The sequence below is a fragment of the Streptosporangium sp. H13245 genome (assembly GCF_055690525.1).
The window spans coordinates 154,135-172,844 of the sequence record NZ_JBSZKT010000007.1; the positions used below are offsets into that span (position 1 = coordinate 154,135).

At 72.0% G+C, this 18,710-nt stretch carries 14 protein-coding genes and 1 riboswitch; of the genes, 8 read left to right on the forward strand and 6 right to left on the reverse strand.

Annotated elements, in window-relative coordinates; all coding sequences use genetic code 11:
- Positions 1–46 precede the first annotated feature (46 nt).
- The 3 genes from ACW9TB_RS15080 (at position 47) to ACW9TB_RS15090 (ending at position 5,316) form a co-directional block, all read left to right on the forward strand.
- Positions 47–1,456: a YlbE family protein gene (locus ACW9TB_RS15080; RefSeq protein WP_472748639.1), complete on the forward strand. Its 1,410-nt coding sequence runs from the start codon at positions 47–49 to the stop codon at positions 1,454–1,456.
- A 214-nt stretch (positions 1,457–1,670) separates the two neighbouring features.
- Complete coding sequence (locus ACW9TB_RS15085; RefSeq protein WP_472748640.1) at positions 1,671–3,788, forward strand: serine/threonine-protein kinase; 2,118 nt, start codon at positions 1,671–1,673, stop codon at positions 3,786–3,788.
- 223 nt (positions 3,789–4,011) lie between these two features.
- Positions 4,012–5,316 (forward strand): MFS transporter, encoded by a 1,305-nt coding sequence (locus ACW9TB_RS15090; RefSeq protein ID WP_472748641.1) that lies wholly within the window; start codon positions 4,012–4,014, stop codon positions 5,314–5,316.
- Positions 5,317–5,413: 97 nt separating this feature from the next.
- Here ACW9TB_RS15090 and ACW9TB_RS15095 read toward each other — a convergent pair whose 3' ends face one another.
- The gene (locus tag ACW9TB_RS15095) at positions 5,414–7,009 is read right to left on the reverse strand and encodes a bifunctional 3'-5' exonuclease/DNA polymerase (RefSeq protein ID WP_472748642.1); all 1,596 of its coding nucleotides are present in this window, start codon (positions 7,007–7,009) and stop codon (positions 5,414–5,416) included.
- 35 nt (positions 7,010–7,044) lie between these two features.
- Positions 7,045–8,553 carry a metallophosphoesterase family protein gene (locus ACW9TB_RS15100; RefSeq protein ID WP_472748643.1) on the reverse strand — a complete coding sequence of 503 codons (1,509 nt, stop codon included), beginning with the start codon at positions 8,551–8,553 and terminating at the stop codon, positions 7,045–7,047.
- A gap of 127 nt (positions 8,554–8,680) precedes the next feature.
- On the opposite strand from ACW9TB_RS15100, the gene ACW9TB_RS15105 reads away from it, so the two are divergent.
- On the forward strand, positions 8,681–9,091 hold the full coding sequence (locus ACW9TB_RS15105; RefSeq protein ID WP_472748644.1) for an acyl-CoA thioesterase: 411 nt from the start codon (positions 8,681–8,683) through the stop codon (positions 9,089–9,091).
- Between the two features lie 232 nt (positions 9,092–9,323).
- Here ACW9TB_RS15105 and ACW9TB_RS15110 read toward each other — a convergent pair whose 3' ends face one another.
- The gene (locus ACW9TB_RS15110) at positions 9,324–10,898 is read right to left on the reverse strand and encodes an FAD-binding oxidoreductase (protein ID WP_472748749.1); all 1,575 of its coding nucleotides are present in this window, start codon (positions 10,896–10,898) and stop codon (positions 9,324–9,326) included.
- Between the two features lie 46 nt (positions 10,899–10,944).
- On the opposite strand from ACW9TB_RS15110, the gene ACW9TB_RS15115 reads away from it, so the two are divergent.
- The 4 genes from ACW9TB_RS15115 (at position 10,945) to ACW9TB_RS15130 (ending at position 14,632) form a co-directional block, all read left to right on the forward strand.
- Entirely contained in the window at positions 10,945–11,520 is a 576-nt protein-coding gene (locus ACW9TB_RS15115) for a TetR/AcrR family transcriptional regulator (protein ID WP_472748645.1), read from the forward strand.
- Entirely contained in the window at positions 11,517–13,058 is a 1,542-nt protein-coding gene (locus tag ACW9TB_RS15120) for a glycerol-3-phosphate dehydrogenase/oxidase (RefSeq protein WP_472748646.1), read from the forward strand. The genes ACW9TB_RS15115 and ACW9TB_RS15120 overlap by 4 nt, the downstream gene beginning before the upstream one ends.
- Positions 13,059–13,283: 225 nt before the next feature.
- On the forward strand, positions 13,284–14,213 hold the full coding sequence (locus ACW9TB_RS15125; RefSeq protein ID WP_472748647.1) for a sucrase ferredoxin: 930 nt from the start codon (positions 13,284–13,286) through the stop codon (positions 14,211–14,213).
- Between the two features lie 104 nt (positions 14,214–14,317).
- Positions 14,318–14,632, forward strand: coding sequence for a WhiB family transcriptional regulator (locus tag ACW9TB_RS15130; RefSeq protein ID WP_012893126.1), 315 nt, complete (start codon positions 14,318–14,320; stop codon positions 14,630–14,632).
- A gap of 131 nt (positions 14,633–14,763) precedes the next feature.
- On the opposite strand, the gene rsgA is transcribed toward ACW9TB_RS15130, so the two are convergent.
- From rsgA to ACW9TB_RS15145, 3 genes are all read right to left on the reverse strand, one after another.
- A complete protein-coding gene (gene rsgA, locus ACW9TB_RS15135; RefSeq protein WP_472748648.1) occupies positions 14,764–15,876 on the reverse strand; it encodes a ribosome small subunit-dependent GTPase A in 1,113 nt (370 codons plus the stop codon).
- Positions 15,877–16,261: 385 nt separating this feature from the next.
- The gene (gene glyA, locus ACW9TB_RS15140) at positions 16,262–17,518 is read right to left on the reverse strand and encodes a serine hydroxymethyltransferase (RefSeq protein WP_472748649.1); all 1,257 of its coding nucleotides are present in this window, start codon (positions 17,516–17,518) and stop codon (positions 16,262–16,264) included.
- A 32-nt stretch (positions 17,519–17,550) separates the two neighbouring features.
- Positions 17,551–17,634, reverse strand: a riboswitch (ZMP/ZTP riboswitch).
- A gap of 8 nt (positions 17,635–17,642) precedes the next feature.
- Positions 17,643–18,656 carry a YihY/virulence factor BrkB family protein gene (locus tag ACW9TB_RS15145; RefSeq protein WP_472748650.1) on the reverse strand — a complete coding sequence of 338 codons (1,014 nt, stop codon included), beginning with the start codon at positions 18,654–18,656 and terminating at the stop codon, positions 17,643–17,645.
- Between the last annotated feature and the right edge of the window lie 54 nt (positions 18,657–18,710).

Genomic DNA, 18,710 nt, shown 5'->3' on the forward strand with positions numbered 1-18,710 from the left:
CCTCCCCGCGCCTGAGGGCGAGGGTCTCCACGCTGAAAGGAACACGATGACGCTGTCCATGCTTTCCGGCGAGCCGGAAGTGATCACGGTGGGGGCCGACGTGCTCGGCGAGGCGCTGGACGCGCAGGCCGTCCCGCGGGTCCGGGTGGACTGGCGCCCGCCGATGCCCGGCACCGAGGCGGACCTGGCCAGGGTGCTGGCCGACCCGCGCAGGGTCCGCGCCAACGAGACGGCCGTGGGCCGCCTGGTCTCGGCGCGTCCGCAGCTCGTCGGGGTCCGGCCCGCGCACGAGGTGCTCGACCTGCCCAAGGGCACCTTCCTGCACGCGGGCCCGCCGATCGAGTGGGAGCGGGCGTCGGGACCGATGCGGGGCGCGCTCATCGGGGCGATGCTGCTGGAGGGGCTGGCCGCCGACGCCGAGGAGGCCGAGGAGCGGCTGGCCTCAGGGCGGGCCCGGTTCGACTCCTGCCACCACCACCGGACCGTCGGGCCGATGGCGGGCGTGGTCACCCCGTCGATGTGGATGTTCGAGGTGCGCGACGCCGAGCACGGCGGCACCGCCTACTGCTCGCTCAACGAGGGCCTGGGCAAGGTGCTGCGGTACGGCGCGTACGGGCCCGAGGTGCTGGAGCGGCTGCGCTGGATGGCCGAGGTGCTCGGCCCGGTGCTCCAGGCCACCCTGGAGCGGAGCGGGCCACTCGACCTCGGGTCGCTGGCCGCGCAGGCCCTGCAGATGGGCGACGAACTGCACAACCGCAACCGCGCCGCCACCTCGCTGATGGTGCGCGAGCTGGCCCCCCACGTGGTGGAGGCCGCCCCCGGCCACGCCGCCGAGGTCCTGCGCTTCGTCAACGGCAACGACCACTTCTTCCTCAACGCGGGCATGGCCGCGTGCAAGGTCAGCACGGACGCCGCGAGGGACATCCCCGGCTCCACGATGGTCGTCGCGATGGCCCGCAACGGCACGGACTTCGGGGTCCAGGTCTCCGGGCTGGGCGACCGCTGGTTCACCGGCCCCGCGGGCGTGCCGGACGGCCTCTACCTGGGCGCGTACGGCCCCGAGGACGCCAACCCCGACATCGGCGACTCGACGATCACCGAGACGGCGGGGCTGGGCGGCTTCGCGATGGCCGCGGCCCCGGCGATCGTGAGGTTCGTCGGCGGGAACGTGTCGGACGCGATGGCGGCCACCCGGTCGATGTACGAGATCACCCTGGCCGAGCATCCGGCGTACCAGATCCCGGGGCTGGACTTCCGGGGCACGCCGGTCGGCGTCGACGTCACGCTGGTCGCCAGGACGGGCCTGCTGCCCACCGTGAACACCGGTATCGCCGGACGGGTCGCGGGGACCGGACAGGTCGGCGCCGGCCTGGTCAGTCCGCCCGCCTCGGCTTTCACCTCGGCCCTGGCCGCACTGGCCGAAGCGGTCGATCATGAAGATACGTCGACTAAGTGATCTTTTGTCTATTAAGATTGGGTAAAGCTGACAACTTCTCCATCCGCCGGTAGCATTCGGCGACGTCAGAGCGCGGACGCAGGCTCAGTGATCTGAAGGACACCGATCCTGACAAATACCGTCACGCGCCTTCTCAGCATGCAAACTTCCATAACCAAATGTCATCCCGATATCGTGTCCACCTCACAGGGTTGGTTATGGGGAACGGGGAACGATGACCGATCGCTTGCTCGGGAGAAACCCCCAGGGGCCTGAGGGCGGCGATTCCGCTGGAGCAACACCGGAGAGCCAGGGCGGCAGGCTGGTGGGCAGGCGCTACCGCCTGGTGTCGCCCGTGGGCCGTGGCGGGATGGGCATGGTGTGGCACGCGCACGATGTCCTGCTCGACCGGGACGTCGCGGTCAAGGAGCTGATCCTCCCCTACGGGCTCGACCACGCGGGCAAGCAGGGAGCCCACCGCCGGATGCTCCGCGAGGCCCGCTCGGCGGCCCGGCTCAGCCACCCCGGCATCGTCACCGTCCACGACGTCGTCGAGGAGGACGGCCGCCCCTGGATCGTGATGGAGCTGGTCCGCGCCTGGTCACTGGAGCAGGCCGTGCGGCAGAGCGGGCCGCTGCCGGTGGTCCAGGCCGCCGAGATCGGCGTCCGGGTGCTCGACGCGCTCCGCCACGCCCACGCCGCCGGGATCATGCACCGCGACGTCAAGCCGGGCAACGTGCTGCTGACCTCCGACCGGGTGGTCCTCACCGACTTCGGCATCGCCGCGATCGAGGGCGACGTCACGATCACCCAGACCGGCCTGCTGATGGGCTCGCCCGCCTACATCCCGCCGGAGCGGCTGTCGGGCCAGCCGGTCACGCAGTCCTCCGACCTGTGGTCCTTCGGCGCCACGCTGTACGCGGCGGTCGAGGGACGGCCTCCCTACGAGGGGCCGGACGCGGTGGCCGTGCTCGGCGCGATCCTCACGCAGGAGCCCAGCCGCCCGCAGCGGGCCGGTGCCCTGATCACCGTCATCGAGGGCCTGCTCCGCAAGAACCCCGCCGACCGGATGAGCGCCTCGCAGGTGTCGGACCTGCTCGACCGGGTGCTGCGCAGCCACGGCTCCAGCACTCCCAACCGCGCGCCCAGCCCCTCGCCCCCACCCCCGCTCTCGTCGATGCCGGTCCCCGGCGACTCCATGCCGATCCATCTGATGCCCCCGCTGGACGTGCCGCGCGGGCCGATGCCCTCCCGGATCATCGAGACGCCCTCAGGCCCGATCCGGGTGCCGTACGGCAGCGACTCCTCGGGCGGCCACCCCCTCCCCCACGACGTGCTCTCCAGCCCCTCGGGGTCCTACCGCGCCGACCTGCTCTCCTTCCCCGGCACCGGCGGGTTCCCGCAGGTGGGCGGGCCGTCGGGGGACGCGGCCACCGGCCTGACCGGCGGGCACCAGCGCGGCTACGACGCGCTGCGCATCCCGGCGACCGGACCCGACGGCGCCCCGTTCGACCCGCTGACCAGCTTCTCCGGCGACCTGCCCGCCACGCAGCCGTCCGCACCGCCGCCCACGCCACCGGCCGCACCGCGGCGTGGCGGGCAGAGCGAGGCGTCCAAGGCCCGCGAGGCGGCGCTCTGGCCCACCCCCTCCTCGCGGGAGTCGTCCTCCCGCGCCTCCGTACGCGACTCGCAGTCCATGACCGCGCCCAGCCGGAACGGGGCGCGCCGCGCCCAGGTGAACGGCGGGGAAGGCCCCGACCTCCGCCTGCTCATGCTCGGCGGGGGCGGCGTGCTGGCCATCGTGGTCGCCGGGCTGCTCGTCTTCCTGCCCGGCGGCAACCCCGGCACCACGGCCTCCACGACCCCGTCCACGCCGATCTCCAGGACGGAGGAGCCGACGCTGTCCGCCGCGCCGAGCGAGGAGATCCCCGAGGGCTTCAAGCTGGCGAACGCCGCCGGTGTCTCCGGCGCGGTGCCCGGCGACTGGACTGTGAAGGCGAGCTCCGACGGAGTCGTCACCTTCTCCGGGCCCAAGAGCGGCGAGCAGAGCATCGTCGTCGTCGGGGTGCCGGTCGCGGACCCGGTGACGGCACTGGGCAAGGCGAGCAAGAAGGGCCTGGACGAGTACACCGAGGTCGGCGTGACGGTGGTGAACTACCGCACCTGGAAGGCCGCGGACTGGGAGTACACCTACGTCCAGCCCAACGGCGTCCCGATGCACGGGCTGACGCGCTACGTCGCCGTGAACGGCCGGAACGCCTACCAGATCACGTTCAGGGTCCAGGACCTGGAGTGGGAGAAGAACTCGGACATCCTGGAGACGTTCTTCGCCACCTTCACCTCGGTCGAATGATCTCGTCCGCCGTCCATCACCCGGGTCTCACCGTCACGCCTCCTCCAACCTCCGTCCGTCACCCGGGGCTCACCGTCGCCCCGTCACGCTTCCTCCCAACCCCCGTCCGTCACACCCCTCACCCGGTTCGCCGTCCGTCACGCCCCTGACTCCACCGCCCTCCCGGCGCTCCTCCCCTGAAATGGCCTCGTGGTGCGGTCATGAGTGATGACAGACTTCACTCGTGACCGCGAACCCCACGAACACCACCACCCCCGGCCCCTCCCCCGGTGACGGGGCACGGACCGCCGCCGTACAGCGGCGGACGCTCATCGTGCTGTCCGCCGCCCAGATCAGCGGCGGGATCGGGGTCGCCGTGGGGCTCACCTTCAGCTCGGTGACCGTGGAGGACCTCTCCGGCTCCACGACGCTCAGCGGGCTGGCCGGGACGGCGACCGTGCTGGGCGCCGCACTGCTGGCGCTGCCCACCGCGAAGTCGTCCGGCAGGGGCGGCCGCCGGGCCGGGCTCGCCCTGGCCTACGGCTGCGCCCTGCTCGGCTGCCTGGTCTCGCTGCTCGCGGTCGGCCTGGGCTCGTGGCCGCTGCTGCTGGCCGGGCTGGTGCTGTTCGGCGCGGCCAGCGCGGGCGGCCTGGCCTCACGCTACGCCGCGACCGACCTGTCCCCGCCGGGGCACTCGGCCCGGCACCTGTCGCTGGTGGTGTGGGCCACCACCGTCGGGTCGGTCACCGGACCGAACCTGGCGGGACCGGCCGAGCGGTTCAGCACCGAACTCGGGCTGCCACCGGGCGGCGGCCCGTTCGCCGTCGCCCTGGTGAGCTTCGTGATCGCCCTCGGCATCATCATGATCGCCCTGCGCCCCGACCCCCTGCTCCTGGCCCGCTCCACGCGACCGGCCCCGGACGCGCCCCTTCCCGGTACGACCCCGGCCCCGGTCCTGGGAAAGGGCGGGGGCACGTTCCGCACCGCCTGGCGGGTGCTGCGCGGGACACCCGTGGCGGGACGCGCGCTGGTCGCGATCGCGGTGAGCCACACCGCGATGGTCTCGATCATGTCCATGACCCCGGTCCACCTCGACCACGGCGGTTCGACGTACACGGTCATCGGGATCGTGATCAGCCTGCACATCGCGGGGATGTACGTCCTGTCGCCCGTGATCGGCTGGCTGGCCGACCGGGCGGGAAGGACACCGGTGCTGGTGCTGGGGATGGGCCTGCTGCTGGCCGCGGCCTTCCTCGCGGGCGGGGCCGGGACGCACGACGTCACGCGGGTGACCGCCGGGCTGGTCCTGCTCGGCCTCGGCTGGTCGTGCGGGCTGATCTCGGGCTCGGCGATGCTCAGCGAGGCCGTGCCGCTGGAACACCGCACCCCCGTGCAGGGCCTCTCCGACCTGCTGATGAACGTCTGCGGCGCGACCGGCACCGTGATCGCCGGGGTGATCGTCGGCAGCCTGTCGTACGGCGTGCTCGGCGCGGCCGTCGCGGTCATGGTGACGGTCACCGGCGCCTGGCTCGCCCTGGTCCGCACCTGAGCCGCGACCGCACCTGGCTCTCACCGGAAGCACCCCGGCCGCGCCCGGTTCTCGCCGGGACCCCGGAGGCGCCGGGGAGGCCCGGTGTCGCCGGGGGTCACTTGGCGTCGGCGTAGCACCTGACCGGGACGGCCATCATGGGGAAGCGCACCGGGGTCGATCCGAACATCAGCCGGGTCGCCTCCTCCGCGGCCCTGCCGACCGCCGCGACGACCTCGGCGGCCTGCTCCGCCGGGCAGTGCACCATCACCTCGTCGTGCTGGAAGAACACCAGCCTGGCCGGGTCGGGCAGCAGGCCGCGCAGCACGGCCATCAGCGCGAGCGCCCACTCGGCCGCGGTCGCCTGGACGACGAAGTTGCGGGTGAACCGGCCGCGGTCGCGGGCCGCGCGGCCTCCCTCGGGGCCGGAGACCAGCTCCCGCCAGCGGGCGGAGGGCGGCGGCGAGGTGCGGCCCAGCCAGGAGCGGACCACCTTGCCCTCCTCCCCCGCCCTGGCGGCGTCCTCCACGAACTGGTAGGCGCGGGGAAAACGGCGGCGCATCACGGCCAGCAGCTTGGGCGCGTCTCCGCTGGTGCCCCCGTACATCGCCGACAACATGGCGATCTTGGCGTTGTCGCGCTCGCCGCCGAACGCCTGCGCCAGCGCCTGGTAGAGGTCGATCTGCCCGGCGGCCCTGGCCAGGCCGCCGTCCCCGGCCATGGCGGCCAGCACGCGCGGCTCCAGCTGGGCCGCGTCGGCGACGACGAGCGTCCAGCCGTCGTCGGCGACGATGACCTTGCGCATCAGCTTGTGGATCTGCAGGGCCCCGCCGCCGTTGGTCGCCCACCGGCCCGTCACCACGCCGCCCACCACGTACTCGGGCCGGAAGCGGTGGTCGCGCACCCACTGGTCGGCCCAGGCCCAGCCGTGGAAGCTGTAGAACCTGGCCATCTCCTTGTACGCGAGCAGCGGCGCGACGCCGGGGTGCTCGACCTGCTTGATGTCGTGGGCCCGGGTGGAGGCGACGGGAACGCCCGCCGCCTTGAACGCCCTGACGATCTGCTGCGGGGAGTCGGGGTTGAACGACGAGCCGAAGGCCTCCGCCACCTGGTCGGCCAGGGCCTGGAGCTTGACGGGCCGCATGCCGTGCACCGGGCGCGGGCCGAGCAGCCCGGTCAGCAGCTCGTCGTGCACGTCCTCCCGCCAGGGCATGCCCTCCCTGGCCATCTCCGCGGCGATCAGCGCCCCGGCCGACTCGGCGGCGACCAGCAGCCGGAACCGCCCGGGATCGGCGGTGGTCTCGACGCGCCGCAGCTGGTCGGCGTAGACCTCGGCGACCAGGTCCGCGTCCGGTGGGGGCGCCTCCTCCTCGAAGAGGGTGGCCTGACGCGCCTGGGACCCGTGCTGGTCGTCGGGCACGGGGAGGCCGTGCAGCCGGGCGTGGGCCGCGGCGGCGGACCTCGGCTCGCCGAAGCGTCCCTCGTGGGCCAGGAGCAGGCCCTCGGTGAGCGCCAGGTCGTGGCAGCGCGCCAGCCGCACCCCGGCGGCGAGCAACGCGGGGTAGACCTCCCGCGTGTCGGCCCAGACCCAGCGCGGGTCACGGGCCTCCAGCTCGCGGGCGGCCGAGGCCAGATCGGCGACGGCCCTGGCGGGCTCGTCGTCCACGCGCAGCACACCCCCGCCCTCGGGAGTCGCCGCGACCGACACGTGCATACGCCAACCCTGCCACGCCGGTACGACATTCTCGATCAGGCGAGCGGTATGACGATCTCGTCCTCGATCGGGGGTTCGATCTCCTGTCGCAGGCAGCCGGTGGCGGCGAAACAGCGGATCGTCAGGGCCTCGGGCGTCACCGAGACGCGCAGGAAGCTCTTGAAGAACGGCGGGGTGTCCCAGTCCGACAGTTCCGACAGGTAGCGGTGGAAGGTCCTGCCCACGGGCAGCCGCAGCGGCATCGGCCAGCCGCCGAGGATCCTGGCCGCCCATCTCATCCGCCGGGTGATCGGCACAGCCGGGATGTCCCGTACCGGGGCGTTGCCGATCTGCCGGGACATCAGCGCCGCGCTCTCGTCGGGCGTGAGGTAGAGCCAGCGCATGCGCAGCCGGTCGCTGTAGAGCCTGCTGTAGAACGACAGCGAGTCGCCGCGCAGCGGGTAGCAGCGGTAGTCGTCCTCGTCCACGCCGCCCACGGTGACCCTCGGGATGGTGTGGGTGGCGTGCATGAAGGCCCCGGAGCCGCCCGCCACCAGATACTGGATGGTCCGGTCCCCCACCTTGACCGGGAAGCGCTGGTAGTTGTGCACGTCGCCGCCGATCGCCGCGACGTAGTTGTGCGCGGGGTCGGTGACGATGTCGTCGATGGTGCCGCCGCCGACCAGCTTCGACGGTTTGTGGTCGTTGCGGGTGTAGATGGGCTTTCCGGTGATCAGCAGCTTGGGCCGGGGGTCGCGGGAGACCTCGCGCAGCCACTCGGCCTGCTCCCTGTCGATGTCGCCGCGGATTCCGGTGTCCACGCCGACGATGAGCAGCCCGGGGGTCTCCATCGCCCAGTAGGGGGCGGGCTGCACGACCCGCTGCTCCGGCCTCGCCCGCCGCTCGCGCGCCCTGGCCAGCCGGGCCTCGTCGATCTGCTCCGGTTTACGCCAGAGCAGGCCGCGCAGCCCCGAGGGCGACAGCTTGAACCCCTCCTTCTCGGCCGCCAGCGCCGGGGCGTCGCAGAAGACGCGCATGAAGCCGCCGAGCCCGTCGTACCAGTCGTGGTTGCCGGGGATCGCGTAGATCGGCGCTGGATACTCCTGGTACGGGCGGAAGAACTTGTCCTCGTACTCGTTGCCCGAGCCGGTGGGGTAGATCACGTCACTGGCGACGACCGCGAACGCGGTGCCCTCGCCGACCTTGAGCATGCCCGGCACCACGGCGTACTGCGAGGCGTCGCCCTCCCCGGTGTCGCCGAGGACCAGGAAGGAGAACTCGGGGCCGACGTCCATCGGGATGCGGAAGGAGGGGTCGACGCCCCGGTCCCGCTGGGAGCCCACCCAGCGCGCCCGCACCTGACCCGAGGGGTCTCCGAACAGGATCGCGAGGACCTCGTTCCGCGACCGCCAGATGGTACGCGGGTTCAGCCAGGAGAAGGTCTCCTTGCTGGGCAGCAGGTCCGTGAAGGTGCCCGTCTGGGCGCAGGACCAGCCCGCGCCCTCCTTCGACACCCTGGAGGAGGCCTCACGCCCGCGCTCCGCCGCCTGTCCAATGTCAACCATGACCATATCTTGGCAACGATCTTAAGCAGCCGCACTCCCTCTTGGAAAAGCCCGGGGAGGCATCACGGGTCGCCGAGGGACGCCTGTCCGGAGTTCGCCGGGGCGGCGACTGGAATATGGTTCTACCGTGTACGCCTACTGGGAGACCGTTCCGACCAGGTGGAAGGACAACGACGTCTACGGCCACGTCAACAACGCCGTCCACTACTCGATGATGGACACCGTGATCAACACCTGGCTGGTCAGGAGCGCGGGCCTGGACATCCACGGCGGCGACGCGATCGGCCTGTGCGTCGAGTCGCACTGCGTCTACCGGGCCTCGGTCTCCTTCCCCGAGGCCGTCAGGGTCGGGCTGCGGGTCGGCCACCTGGGCCGCTCCAGCGTCCGCTACGAGCTGGGGCTGTTCCGCGAGGACGGCGAGACGGTCGTGGCGGAGGGCCACTTCGTCCACGTGTTCGTCGACCGGGAGACCCGCAGACCGGCCGGGATCCCCGGGCCGCTCCGCGAGGCCATGGAGGGGCTCATGGTCGCCGGCTGAACCTCCCCCGTCGCCTCCCGCCGAGCCTCCCCGGTCGCCTCCCCACGGCCACCCCTCCGGTCGAGCCTCCCCTGCCGTTCTCCCACAGTCGCCCCCGGTCGGGCTTCCCCTGCCGTTCCCCCACAGTCGCCCCCGGTCGGACCTCCCTGAGCCCTTCCCCGCAGCCGCCCCGGTCGAGCCTCCCCGATCCCTTCCCCGCCGCCGGATCTCTCCGGCCGACCCCGTACCCGACTCACCTCCCCGGTGGGACGAGAACGCCGGGATTGAGGATGCCCTCGGGGTCGAGCCGGTCCTTGATCCCGCGCAGGATCTCCACCCCCAGGTCGCCGATCTCGGTGGCGTACGCCTCCCGGTGGTCGCGGCCGACGCCGTGGTGGTGCGAGACGGTGCCCCCGGCCGCGACGATCGCCTCGCTGACCGACCGCTTGGCCACCTCCCACTGCCCGACGGGGTCGTCGCCCTGCGCCGTGACGACCGTGAAGTACAGGGAGGCGCCGGTGCCGTACACATGGGAGATGTGGCACATGACCAGCGGCGAGCCGAGCGAGGCGTGCAGCGAGAGCCGTACGGCGTCGTAGAGGCCGGGCAGGTTGGACCAGAACCCGGCCGTCTCCAGCGTCTCGACGGTGGCCCCGGCGGCGAGCAGCGAGTCGCGCAGGTAGGGCGCGGAGTAGCGCCCGCGGGCCCATGACTCCCCCGGTTCCGTGCCGAGGGGGACGCCGCCGAGCCCCGACAGCGCGGTGGCGACCCGCTCGCGCAGGGCGGGCACCTCGGAGAAGCCCTCGTACCCGGCGATCGCCAGGCAGCCCGCGCCGGTCGGCGAGGCGCCGATCTCGCCGGGGCGGGCCAGGCCGACCATCGTCTCGGTCTCGTCGGACAGCCGCAGCACGGTGGGAACGACGCCCTCCTGGACAAGGTGCCGCAGCGCGGCCGATCCCTCCGCGAACGACGCGAACCGCCACCCCTCGTAGACCCGTTCCTCGGGCGCGCGCCGGACGCGGAGCCGCAGGGAGGTGATCACGCCGAAGGCCCCCTCGGAGCCGAGGATCACCTGGCGCAGGTCGGGCCCGGCCGCCGACCTGGGCGCCCGGCCCAGTTCGAGGGTGCCGCGCGGGGTGGCCACGGTCATGCCGACCACCATGTCGTCGAAGCGCCCGTACCCGGCCGAGGCCTGCCCGCTGGAGCGGGCGGCGGCGAAACCCCCCAGCGTGGCGTACTCGAACGACTGCGGAAAATGCCCCAGGGTGAACCCGTGCCCGGCCAGAAGCCGCTCGGCCCCCGGAGCCCGGAGCCCCGGCTCCATCTCCGCGACCATCGACTCGGCGTCGACGGCGACCAGCCGGTCCATCCGGGCCATGTCCAGCGCGACGACCCCCGCGAACCCCCGCCGGGTCGCGACCAGGCCGCCGACCACGGAGGTTCCGCCGCCGAACGGGACCACCGCGACCCGGTGGGCGGCGCAGACGGCCAGCACCTCCAGCACCTCGCGGTGCGAACCGGGCAGCACCACGGCGTCGGGCGCGTCGGAGCCGTCCCCGGCGCGCATGCGCATCAGGTCGGGGGTGGACTTGCCCCGGGTGTGCCGGACGCGGGTCTCGTCGTCGGAGCGCACGTGATCGGCGCCGACGACGCCGCACAGCTCCGCCCGTACGGGCGGGGGAAGCGTCACGGCGGGCAGCCGCACCTCGCCCAGCCCAGCGGCCCGAGCCGGACCCGGGCGTACGCCCAGCACGTCGTGGAGCAGTTTCCTGACCGGTTCCGGCAGGTCGGCGGCCTTGCCGGGGTCGCCCCAGCCGGACCAGAGCATGGAGTCGGTGGCACTCGTCGGATTTTCCACCCTTACACTGTGACACATGACGTCTATTCGTCACAATGCGGACGTAGAGGGCAGCGACCAGGTGCTGGACGCCGCCCGCGAGGTGGTCCTCGCGGTGGGGGTGCGGCGCGCCACGCTCACCGACGTGGCGCGCAGGGCCGGGCTCTCCCGCATGACGATCTACCGCCGCTGGCCCGACATGCGTACTCTCGTCGCCGACCTGATGACCCGCGAGTGGGTCCGCGTCGCGGACCGGTCCGCGACCGGGGACCCGGTCACCTCGGCGGTGGCGGCGGTACGGGCGCTGCGCGGCCACCCGCTCTGGCGGAAGATCGTCGAGGTGGATCCGGAACTGCTCCTGCCCTACCTGCTGGACCGCAGGGGCGCCAGCCACGAGGCCATGCTCACGCTCGTCGAGGAGTCGATCGTCCAAGGTCAGCAGGACGGCACCGTACGGCCCGGCGACCCGGCGCGGATGGCCGGGGCCGTGCTGCTGACCGCCCAGTCGTTCCTGCTCTCCGGTCCGACCATGCTCGACCCGGCCGGGCTGCGCGACCCGGACGACCTGGACGCCGAGCTCGGCACGCTCCTGGAGAGGTACCTGCGACCGTGAACTCCTCCCTCAACGCCGCCCGCCGCGCCCGCGAGCTGGCCGAGGTACGCGACCTCGTGGTGGACGTGCTGGTGGTGGGACTGGGCGCCACCGGCGCCGGGGCGGCGCTCGACGCGGCCTCCCGGGGCCTCTCCGTCGCCGCGATCGACGCCCACGACATGGCCTTCGGGACCTCCCGGTGGAGTTCCAAGATGATCCACGGCGGGCTCCGCTACCTGGCCAAGGGGCAGGTCGGGGTGGCGTACGAGAGCGCGGTGGAACGCGGCCACCTGCTCGCGCGCACCGCTCCGCACCTGGTCAGGGCGCACCCCTACCTGCTGCCGCTGGTCCCTGAGGTCTCCCGCGGCCACGCGGCGCTGCTGATGACCGGATACCGCCTGGGCGAGGGGCTGCGGGCCGCGACGCGCACCCCCCGCCGCCTCCTGCCCGCACCCTCGCGGATCTCCGCCGCGCGGGCCCTCGCCCTCGCCCCGCCGCTGGGCTCGCGCGGGCTGCGCGGCGGCCTGCTGTCGTGGGACGGGCGCCTGTCCGACGACGCCCGCCTGGTGGTCGCCGTGGCCAGGACGGCCGCGGCCCACGGCGCGAGGATCCTGACGCGCTGCCGGGCGCTGGAGCTGTCCGGCGACGGCGCGCTGGTCCGCGACGAGCTCGACGGGGACACCTTCACGATCCGGGCCAGGACGGTGGTGAACGCCACCGGCGTCTGGGCCGCGGGGCTGCACCCGGGCATCCGGCTACGCCCCTCGCGCGGCACCCACCTGGTACTCCGGCCCGAGACGCTGCCCGGCCTGGCCACGGGGCTGCACGTGCCGATCCCCGGGGAGGGCAACCGCTTCGCCCTGGTCCTCCCCCAGTCCGACGGGCGGATCCACGTCGGCCTCACCGACGAACCGGTGGACGGCCCCGTCCCGGACGTCCCATCGGTGCCGGAGGGGGACGTGACCTTCCTGCTGGCCATCCTGAACTCCGTGCTGGAGGAGCCGATCCGGCGCCGGGACGTCGCCGGGACCTACGCGGGGCTGCGGCCACTGCTCGCCGCCGACGGCCGCAGCGCCGACCTGTCCAGGAGGCACGCACTGCTGAGCAGGCCGGACGGTCTGGTGACGATCGTGGGCGGCAAGCTGACCACGTACCGGCGGATGGCCGAGGACGCGGTCGACCGGGCCGTGTCCCTGGGCCGACTCGACGCGGGACGAAGCCGTACGGCGAGGCTGCCCCTCGTCGGGGCCGCCCCCGCGACAGGCCCCGGCGGCACGGGACCGGTGAGAGACGCGGGCGGGGAGGCCACCCGGGAGACGGACCGGCTGCTGGAGCGGTACGGGAACGAGGCGGGCGCCGTACGGGCCCTGATGGCGGAGGACCCCTGGCTGGCCGAGCGCGGGCCGACCGGGGTCACCGGGGCCGAGTTCGTCTGGGCGGTCAGGCACGAGGGCGCCCTGGACGTGGACGACCTTCTCGACCGGCGGACCCGGGTCGGCCTCGTCCCGCAGGACCGCGAAACGGCCCTGCCCCTGGCACGCGCCGCGCTGACCTACTGACCCGCTGACACCCGCGCCCGTTCACCGGGACCGGCGGCCGGAGGACCGGAAGGCCATCAGGGGCCGGTGACAGAGGTCCAGGTGACCGGAAAGCCGGAAGGGGCCGGAAGCCGCGAAACGCCTTTACAGGCATGTGATCGTTTTACCCCTCACCCCCTCGACCTGGCTGTTAGGTTAGTCTTACCTAAGTCAGAGCGGGGAGAGAACGTGAGCACGGGGAGTGGCGTGGGCAGGGCTGACATGGCGGGCAAAGGGTGCACGCACCCGCCGGGCTGTCATACCGGCGAGCTGCCGGTCCACGCCAGCGCGACCGTCGGAGCCCGCTTCTGGCTTCTCATCGAGCACTCCGGCCCCTGGGCCTCCCACCTGGAAGACTGCACTCTCCCAGCGGATGTGCACACTCTTATCAAACGAGCCACACGACTCGGCATCCGCCCCCAGCTGATCCGCCGCCCGGGGCGCAGAAACCTCGTGGAAACCGGCATTCACGTCATGGTCGCCGACTCCGGGTCGGCCGAACCATGGATCGCCGAAGGTGTCATCGCAGGTCCGGACGATCTTAACCTTGACAGCGTGGTGGCCGGAGTGGTCCCGGAGTCCTGCATACTTGTGAGTGAGCCGGTTTTTCTGGTCTGCACGCATGCCAAGCGCAACGCGTGCTGCGCCCGCATTGGACTACCCCTAGCTCGGTCCTTGGCAAAAAAATTGCCGGACACAGTATGGGAAACATCACATGTTGGCGGCGATCGATACGCCGCCAACCTCGTGTGCTTGCCACACGGGCTTTACTACGGCAGCATGTCTCAGGCTGCTGCGATCGCGGCAGCCGACGCGTACCGGTCCGGCGAGGTCATCCTCGACCGTTTCCGGGGACGCGCAGGCATCCCTGAGCCACTGCAGGCCGCTGAGCATTTCATCCGCATTCATACGGGTGATCTCTCGGTTGGCGGAGTGGCCGTGGAATCCTCCAGGTTGGACGGCGCCGTCACCGAGGCATTTGTGCGCGGTAGTGGCGCTCGTTTTCGGGTAGTGGTTGAACCCATGACGCTAACAACGCCATGCGGTACGGCTTGCGCCGATACGATCACTACCTACCGGCTGGTCACGCTGGACAGGGTAGCCCCTGTGCGGTATGCCACGTCCGCGCTGACCTGACCTGAGGGAACATCACGGCCAATCCAGGCGTTGGACCCAGGGACGCCACAAGCGTCCAATGCGGCATCAACCAGAAATACCTCTCACTATAAGGTGGTTTTCTCATGTCTCAGGTACGTCGGCAGACCGCCCGGCCTCGGCCCAGCTGGGGCTGGCAGGATGACGCCGCGTGCCGGGGCGAGGACCTCGTGCTCTTCTTCGGTCCCGACGGCGAGCGTCAGCCCGAGCGTGACATCCGCGAGCGTAAGGCCAAGGCGATCTGCGCCCAGTGCCCTGTTCGCGCCGAGTGCCTGGACTACGCGCTTTCCCGTCCGGAGAAGTACGGCACCTGGGGCGGTCTGAACGAGGACGAGCGCGCCTCCGAGCGTCGCCGTCGTATGCGCCGCGCCGCCAGCGCCGGCATCAGTGCCGTCGCCTGAGCAGTACCTCCACCCGGCTTCCCCCGCACGTGTGATCTCGCGAATCCCCTGCGAGATCACACGTTGTCGTGTCGGGCCCCGCGCGTGCGGCCCCCGGAACGGGCGACCGCACGACGGGCTTCCTCCACGTTTCAGGGCCGGTTACGGCCCCGCATCTCCTTGGTGATGCTCTTCCACTTGCCCTGAAGCTCCTTGCGGAGCCGCGCGTCGCTCCTGGACGCCATCCACGCGGCCTCCCGCTGAAGCTTGTTCCAGCTTTCCAGCCGCCGCTCGGGGAGCGTGCCGTCCTCGATCGCGGCGATCACGGCGCAGCCCGGCTCGCTGTCGTGACGGCAGTCGCCGAACCGGCACCGCGTGGCCAGCTCCTCCAGGTCGGAGAAGACCATGTCCACGCCCTCGCCCATGTCGTACAGGCCGACGCGGCGGATACCGGGCGTGTCGATGATGAGCCCGCCTCCCGCGAGCGGGATGAGCTCGCGGTGCACGGTGGTGTGACGGCCCCGGCCGTCACCGGCCCTGACCTGCTGGGTCTCCATGACCCCCTCCCCCGCCAGGGCGTTGACGAGCGTCGACTTGCCCGCACCCGAGGCGCCGAGCACCACCGCGGTGCGCGTGCCCCCGAGGTAGCCTCGGACGATCTCGACGCCCTCGCCCGTGACGGAGCAGACCGGGTGCACATCCACACCCGGTGCCGCCGAGGCGACCTCGTCCATCAGGAATTCGAGGCCCTCGCCGATCAGGTCGGACTTGGTGACGAGCACCACGGGACGGCCCCCGCTCTCCCAGGCGAGCGCGAGCAGCCGCTCGATCCTGCCCAGGTCGGCGGTGTCGGTGGCGTGCAGGGCGGGTTCGGCGACGAAGACGACGTCGACGTTGGCGGCGAGCACCTGGCCCTGGGAGTCGCCGGAGAGCCCGCCCCTGGAGACCCTGGCGACGCCGCCGCGTACGAACGCGGTGCGCCGGGGCAGGAGCGCCTCCAGCTCGAAGCGGCCCTCGGCCAGGCGGCGAAGCCCGGCCCAGTCACCGACGCAGGGCAGGGCAACGGGGTCGGCGGCGGCGTCGCGCCGCACCCTGGCGGCGTAACCGGCCCGGAGCGGACCTGAGGCCGTCAGCACCTCGGCGGCACCGCGATCGACGCGGGACACGCGGGCGGGGACGAGACCTGCGGGAAGCTCGGCGGCGAGGGAGTCGTCCCAGCCGAGCGAGGTGAGAACGGATGAGGAAGAGACGATTGGCGAAGACAACGTAAGCACCCTTGTGGAAGGCCGGGTGCCCTGTCGCGAATCGGCTAGGCGGGCACCCGGAGGTTGATGGACGGCAGGCTCACCAGAACAACCCGCATGCTTCCCACCTCCTGTCGCCTCGTGGCCGCGCGTCTCTCGAACGGCGTCTTCGGGAGAACTGTAGCGCAGTGCCTCCCGTCCGGCGCAAACACATTTGCCACGTTTCTCACGGCCGCGCCAGGGGTTCCCACGGCCGAGGCCAGGGGTTCTCCCGGCCGGGAAGTCCCGGCCGGGCGTCTCATCTTCATATGGCCGACCGGTTGCCGATCAGCGTGTCGCGGACCCGCGTAGATCATCCGTCCCCGGAGGACAGCGGGTGATCACCGCCGGAGTGAAGATCACACGGTCACAGGCCGGGGGCGGGGAAGTGGGAGGTGAGCTCCCTGACCTCGCCGTGGACCCGGGTGATGACGTGCTTGGCCTCTTCCTCGTCCTTGGCCAGGGCGGTGACGACCTGGTCGATCCAGGCGCCGATCTGCCGCATCTCGGCGACGCCCATGCCCCGGCTGGTCACGCCCGCGGTGCCGATGCGGATGCCCGAGGGGTCGAACGGCTTGCGGGTGTCGAAGGGCACGCTGTTGTAGTTGGTCTCCAGCCCGGCCCTGTCCAGGGCTTGGGCGGCGGGCTTGCCGCCGATGCCCTTGGGGGTCAGGTCGAACAGGATGAGGTGGTTGTCGGTGCCGCCGGAGACCAGGTCGAAGCCCCGGCCCAGGAGTTCCTCGGCCAGCGCCCGCGCGTTCAGGACGACCTGGCGGGCGTAGTCCCTGAACTCGTCGGTCGACGCCTCCTTGAGCGCCACCGCGATGGCCGCGGTGGTGTGGTTGTGCGGCCCGCCCTGAAGGCCGGGGAAGACGGCCTTGTTGAGGGCGGTGGCGTGCTCGTCGGAGGTGGCCATGAGCATCGCGCCCCGGGGGCCGCGCAGGGTCTTGTGGGTGGTGGTGGAGATCACGTCCGCGTGGCCGACCGGCGACGGGTGGGCGCCACCGGCCACCAGGCCCGCGATGTGCGCGATGTCGGCGGCGAGCACGGCCCCGACCTCGCGGGCGATCTCGGCGAAGGCCGGGAAGTCGATCGTGCGCGGGACCGCGGTGCCACCGCAGAAGATCAGCTTGGGGCGCTCGCGGAGGGCGATCTCGCGTACCTCGTCCATGTCGACGCGGCCGGTGTCCTGCCGCACGCCGTAGCGGACCGGGTTGAACCACTTGCCGGTGGCCGAGACCGACCAGCCGTGGGTCAGGTGGCCGCCGAACGGCAGGCCCATGCCCATGACGGTCTCGCCCGGCTTCAGGAAGGCCAGGTAGATGGCCAGGTTGGCGGGTGAGCCCGAGTAGGGCTGCACGTTGGCGTGGTTCACGCCGAACAGGGCCTTGGCCCGGTCGATGGCGAGGGTCTCGACCTGGTCGATGACCTGCTGGCCCTCGTAGTAGCGCTTGCCGGCGTAGCCCTCGGAATACTTGTTGGTCAGGACGGTGCCGGTGGCCTCAAGGACGGCCTTGGAGACGTAGTTCTCCGAGGCGATCAGCTTGACGGTGTCGGCCTGCCGCCGCTCCTCGGCCTTGATGAGCTCGGCGATCTGCGGATCCACGCTGGAAAGAGCGCTCATGCGCCTTCACTCCCCTGTCATCGTCGACATCGCGCGAAGACCCAGGCGCTCGGCCTCCTCGCCCTTTCGCTCCCCGGTGGTCTCTCCCACCTTATGCGCCAGTCGCGGCTTAGACGATAGCGGACTAAGCCCCGCGCCCGGCGCGACCTGCGCCCTCGACAGGCCAGAGCCGGTCGACCTCGGCGTTGAGCGTGGCGCCGATGAGCACGGCCAGCGCGGTGATGTAGAGCCACAGCAGCACGGCGATGGGGGCGGCGAGCGAGCCGTAGATGGAGACCGGCGAGAACCAGGCGGCGAGGACCGCGCGCAGCACGGCCGCGCAGACGATCCAGATGACGAGCGCGAGCATCGCCCCCGGCAGCTCACGCCACCAGCGCGTGCGTACGGGAACACTCACGTGGTAGAGCAGCGTGAGGAAGATCACCGAGCCGATGATCACCACCGGCCAGTAGAGGATGTCGACCAGCACGGTGTAGTCGGCGGGCAGGGCCCCGCGCAGCGCGGCCGGGCCCAGGACGAGCACCGGCATCACCACCAGCCCGATCAGCAGGCCCGCGAGATAGAACCCGAAGGACATCAGGCGGGTGCGGATGATGCCGCGCTCCTCGCCGAGGCCGTAGGCGACCGAGATCAGGTCGACGTAGACGAACAGCGCCCGCGAGCCCGACCAGAGCGCGAGCAGGAAGCCCAGGGAGATCAGCGAGACCTGGTTCTCGGGTTTCAGCACGTCCTCGATGAGGGGGGTGACGACGGTGTCCACGGCGTTGTCGGTGAACAGCAGGTGGGCCTGCTGGTCGATCCAGTCGCTGACGTTCTTGACCGTCTCGGGGCCGAACACCCGGGTCAGCTGGCCGAGCACGCCGATCAGGCCGAGCATGAACGGCGGCAGCGACAGCAGCGCGAAGAAGGCCGCCTCGCCCGCCAGGCCGGTGACGCGGTAGGTGACGCCCGCGTTCGTGGTGGCGACGATCAGGGTCCACGTGTCGGTGCCGCGGATCCAGGAGAGCAGCGCCCGCAGCCTGGCCCAGACGTCCCTGCCGCGGATCCACGCGAGACCGGCGCGCAGCCGCGTCCCGGGCCCGCGCGGCGGGCGCCGCTCGGGCCCGGGGCGATGGGCCGGGGCATCAGTGGACGTCATGCCGCACAACGGTATTCCTAGCCGCGCTTGATCACGAGTCGGGCGGGCAACGAT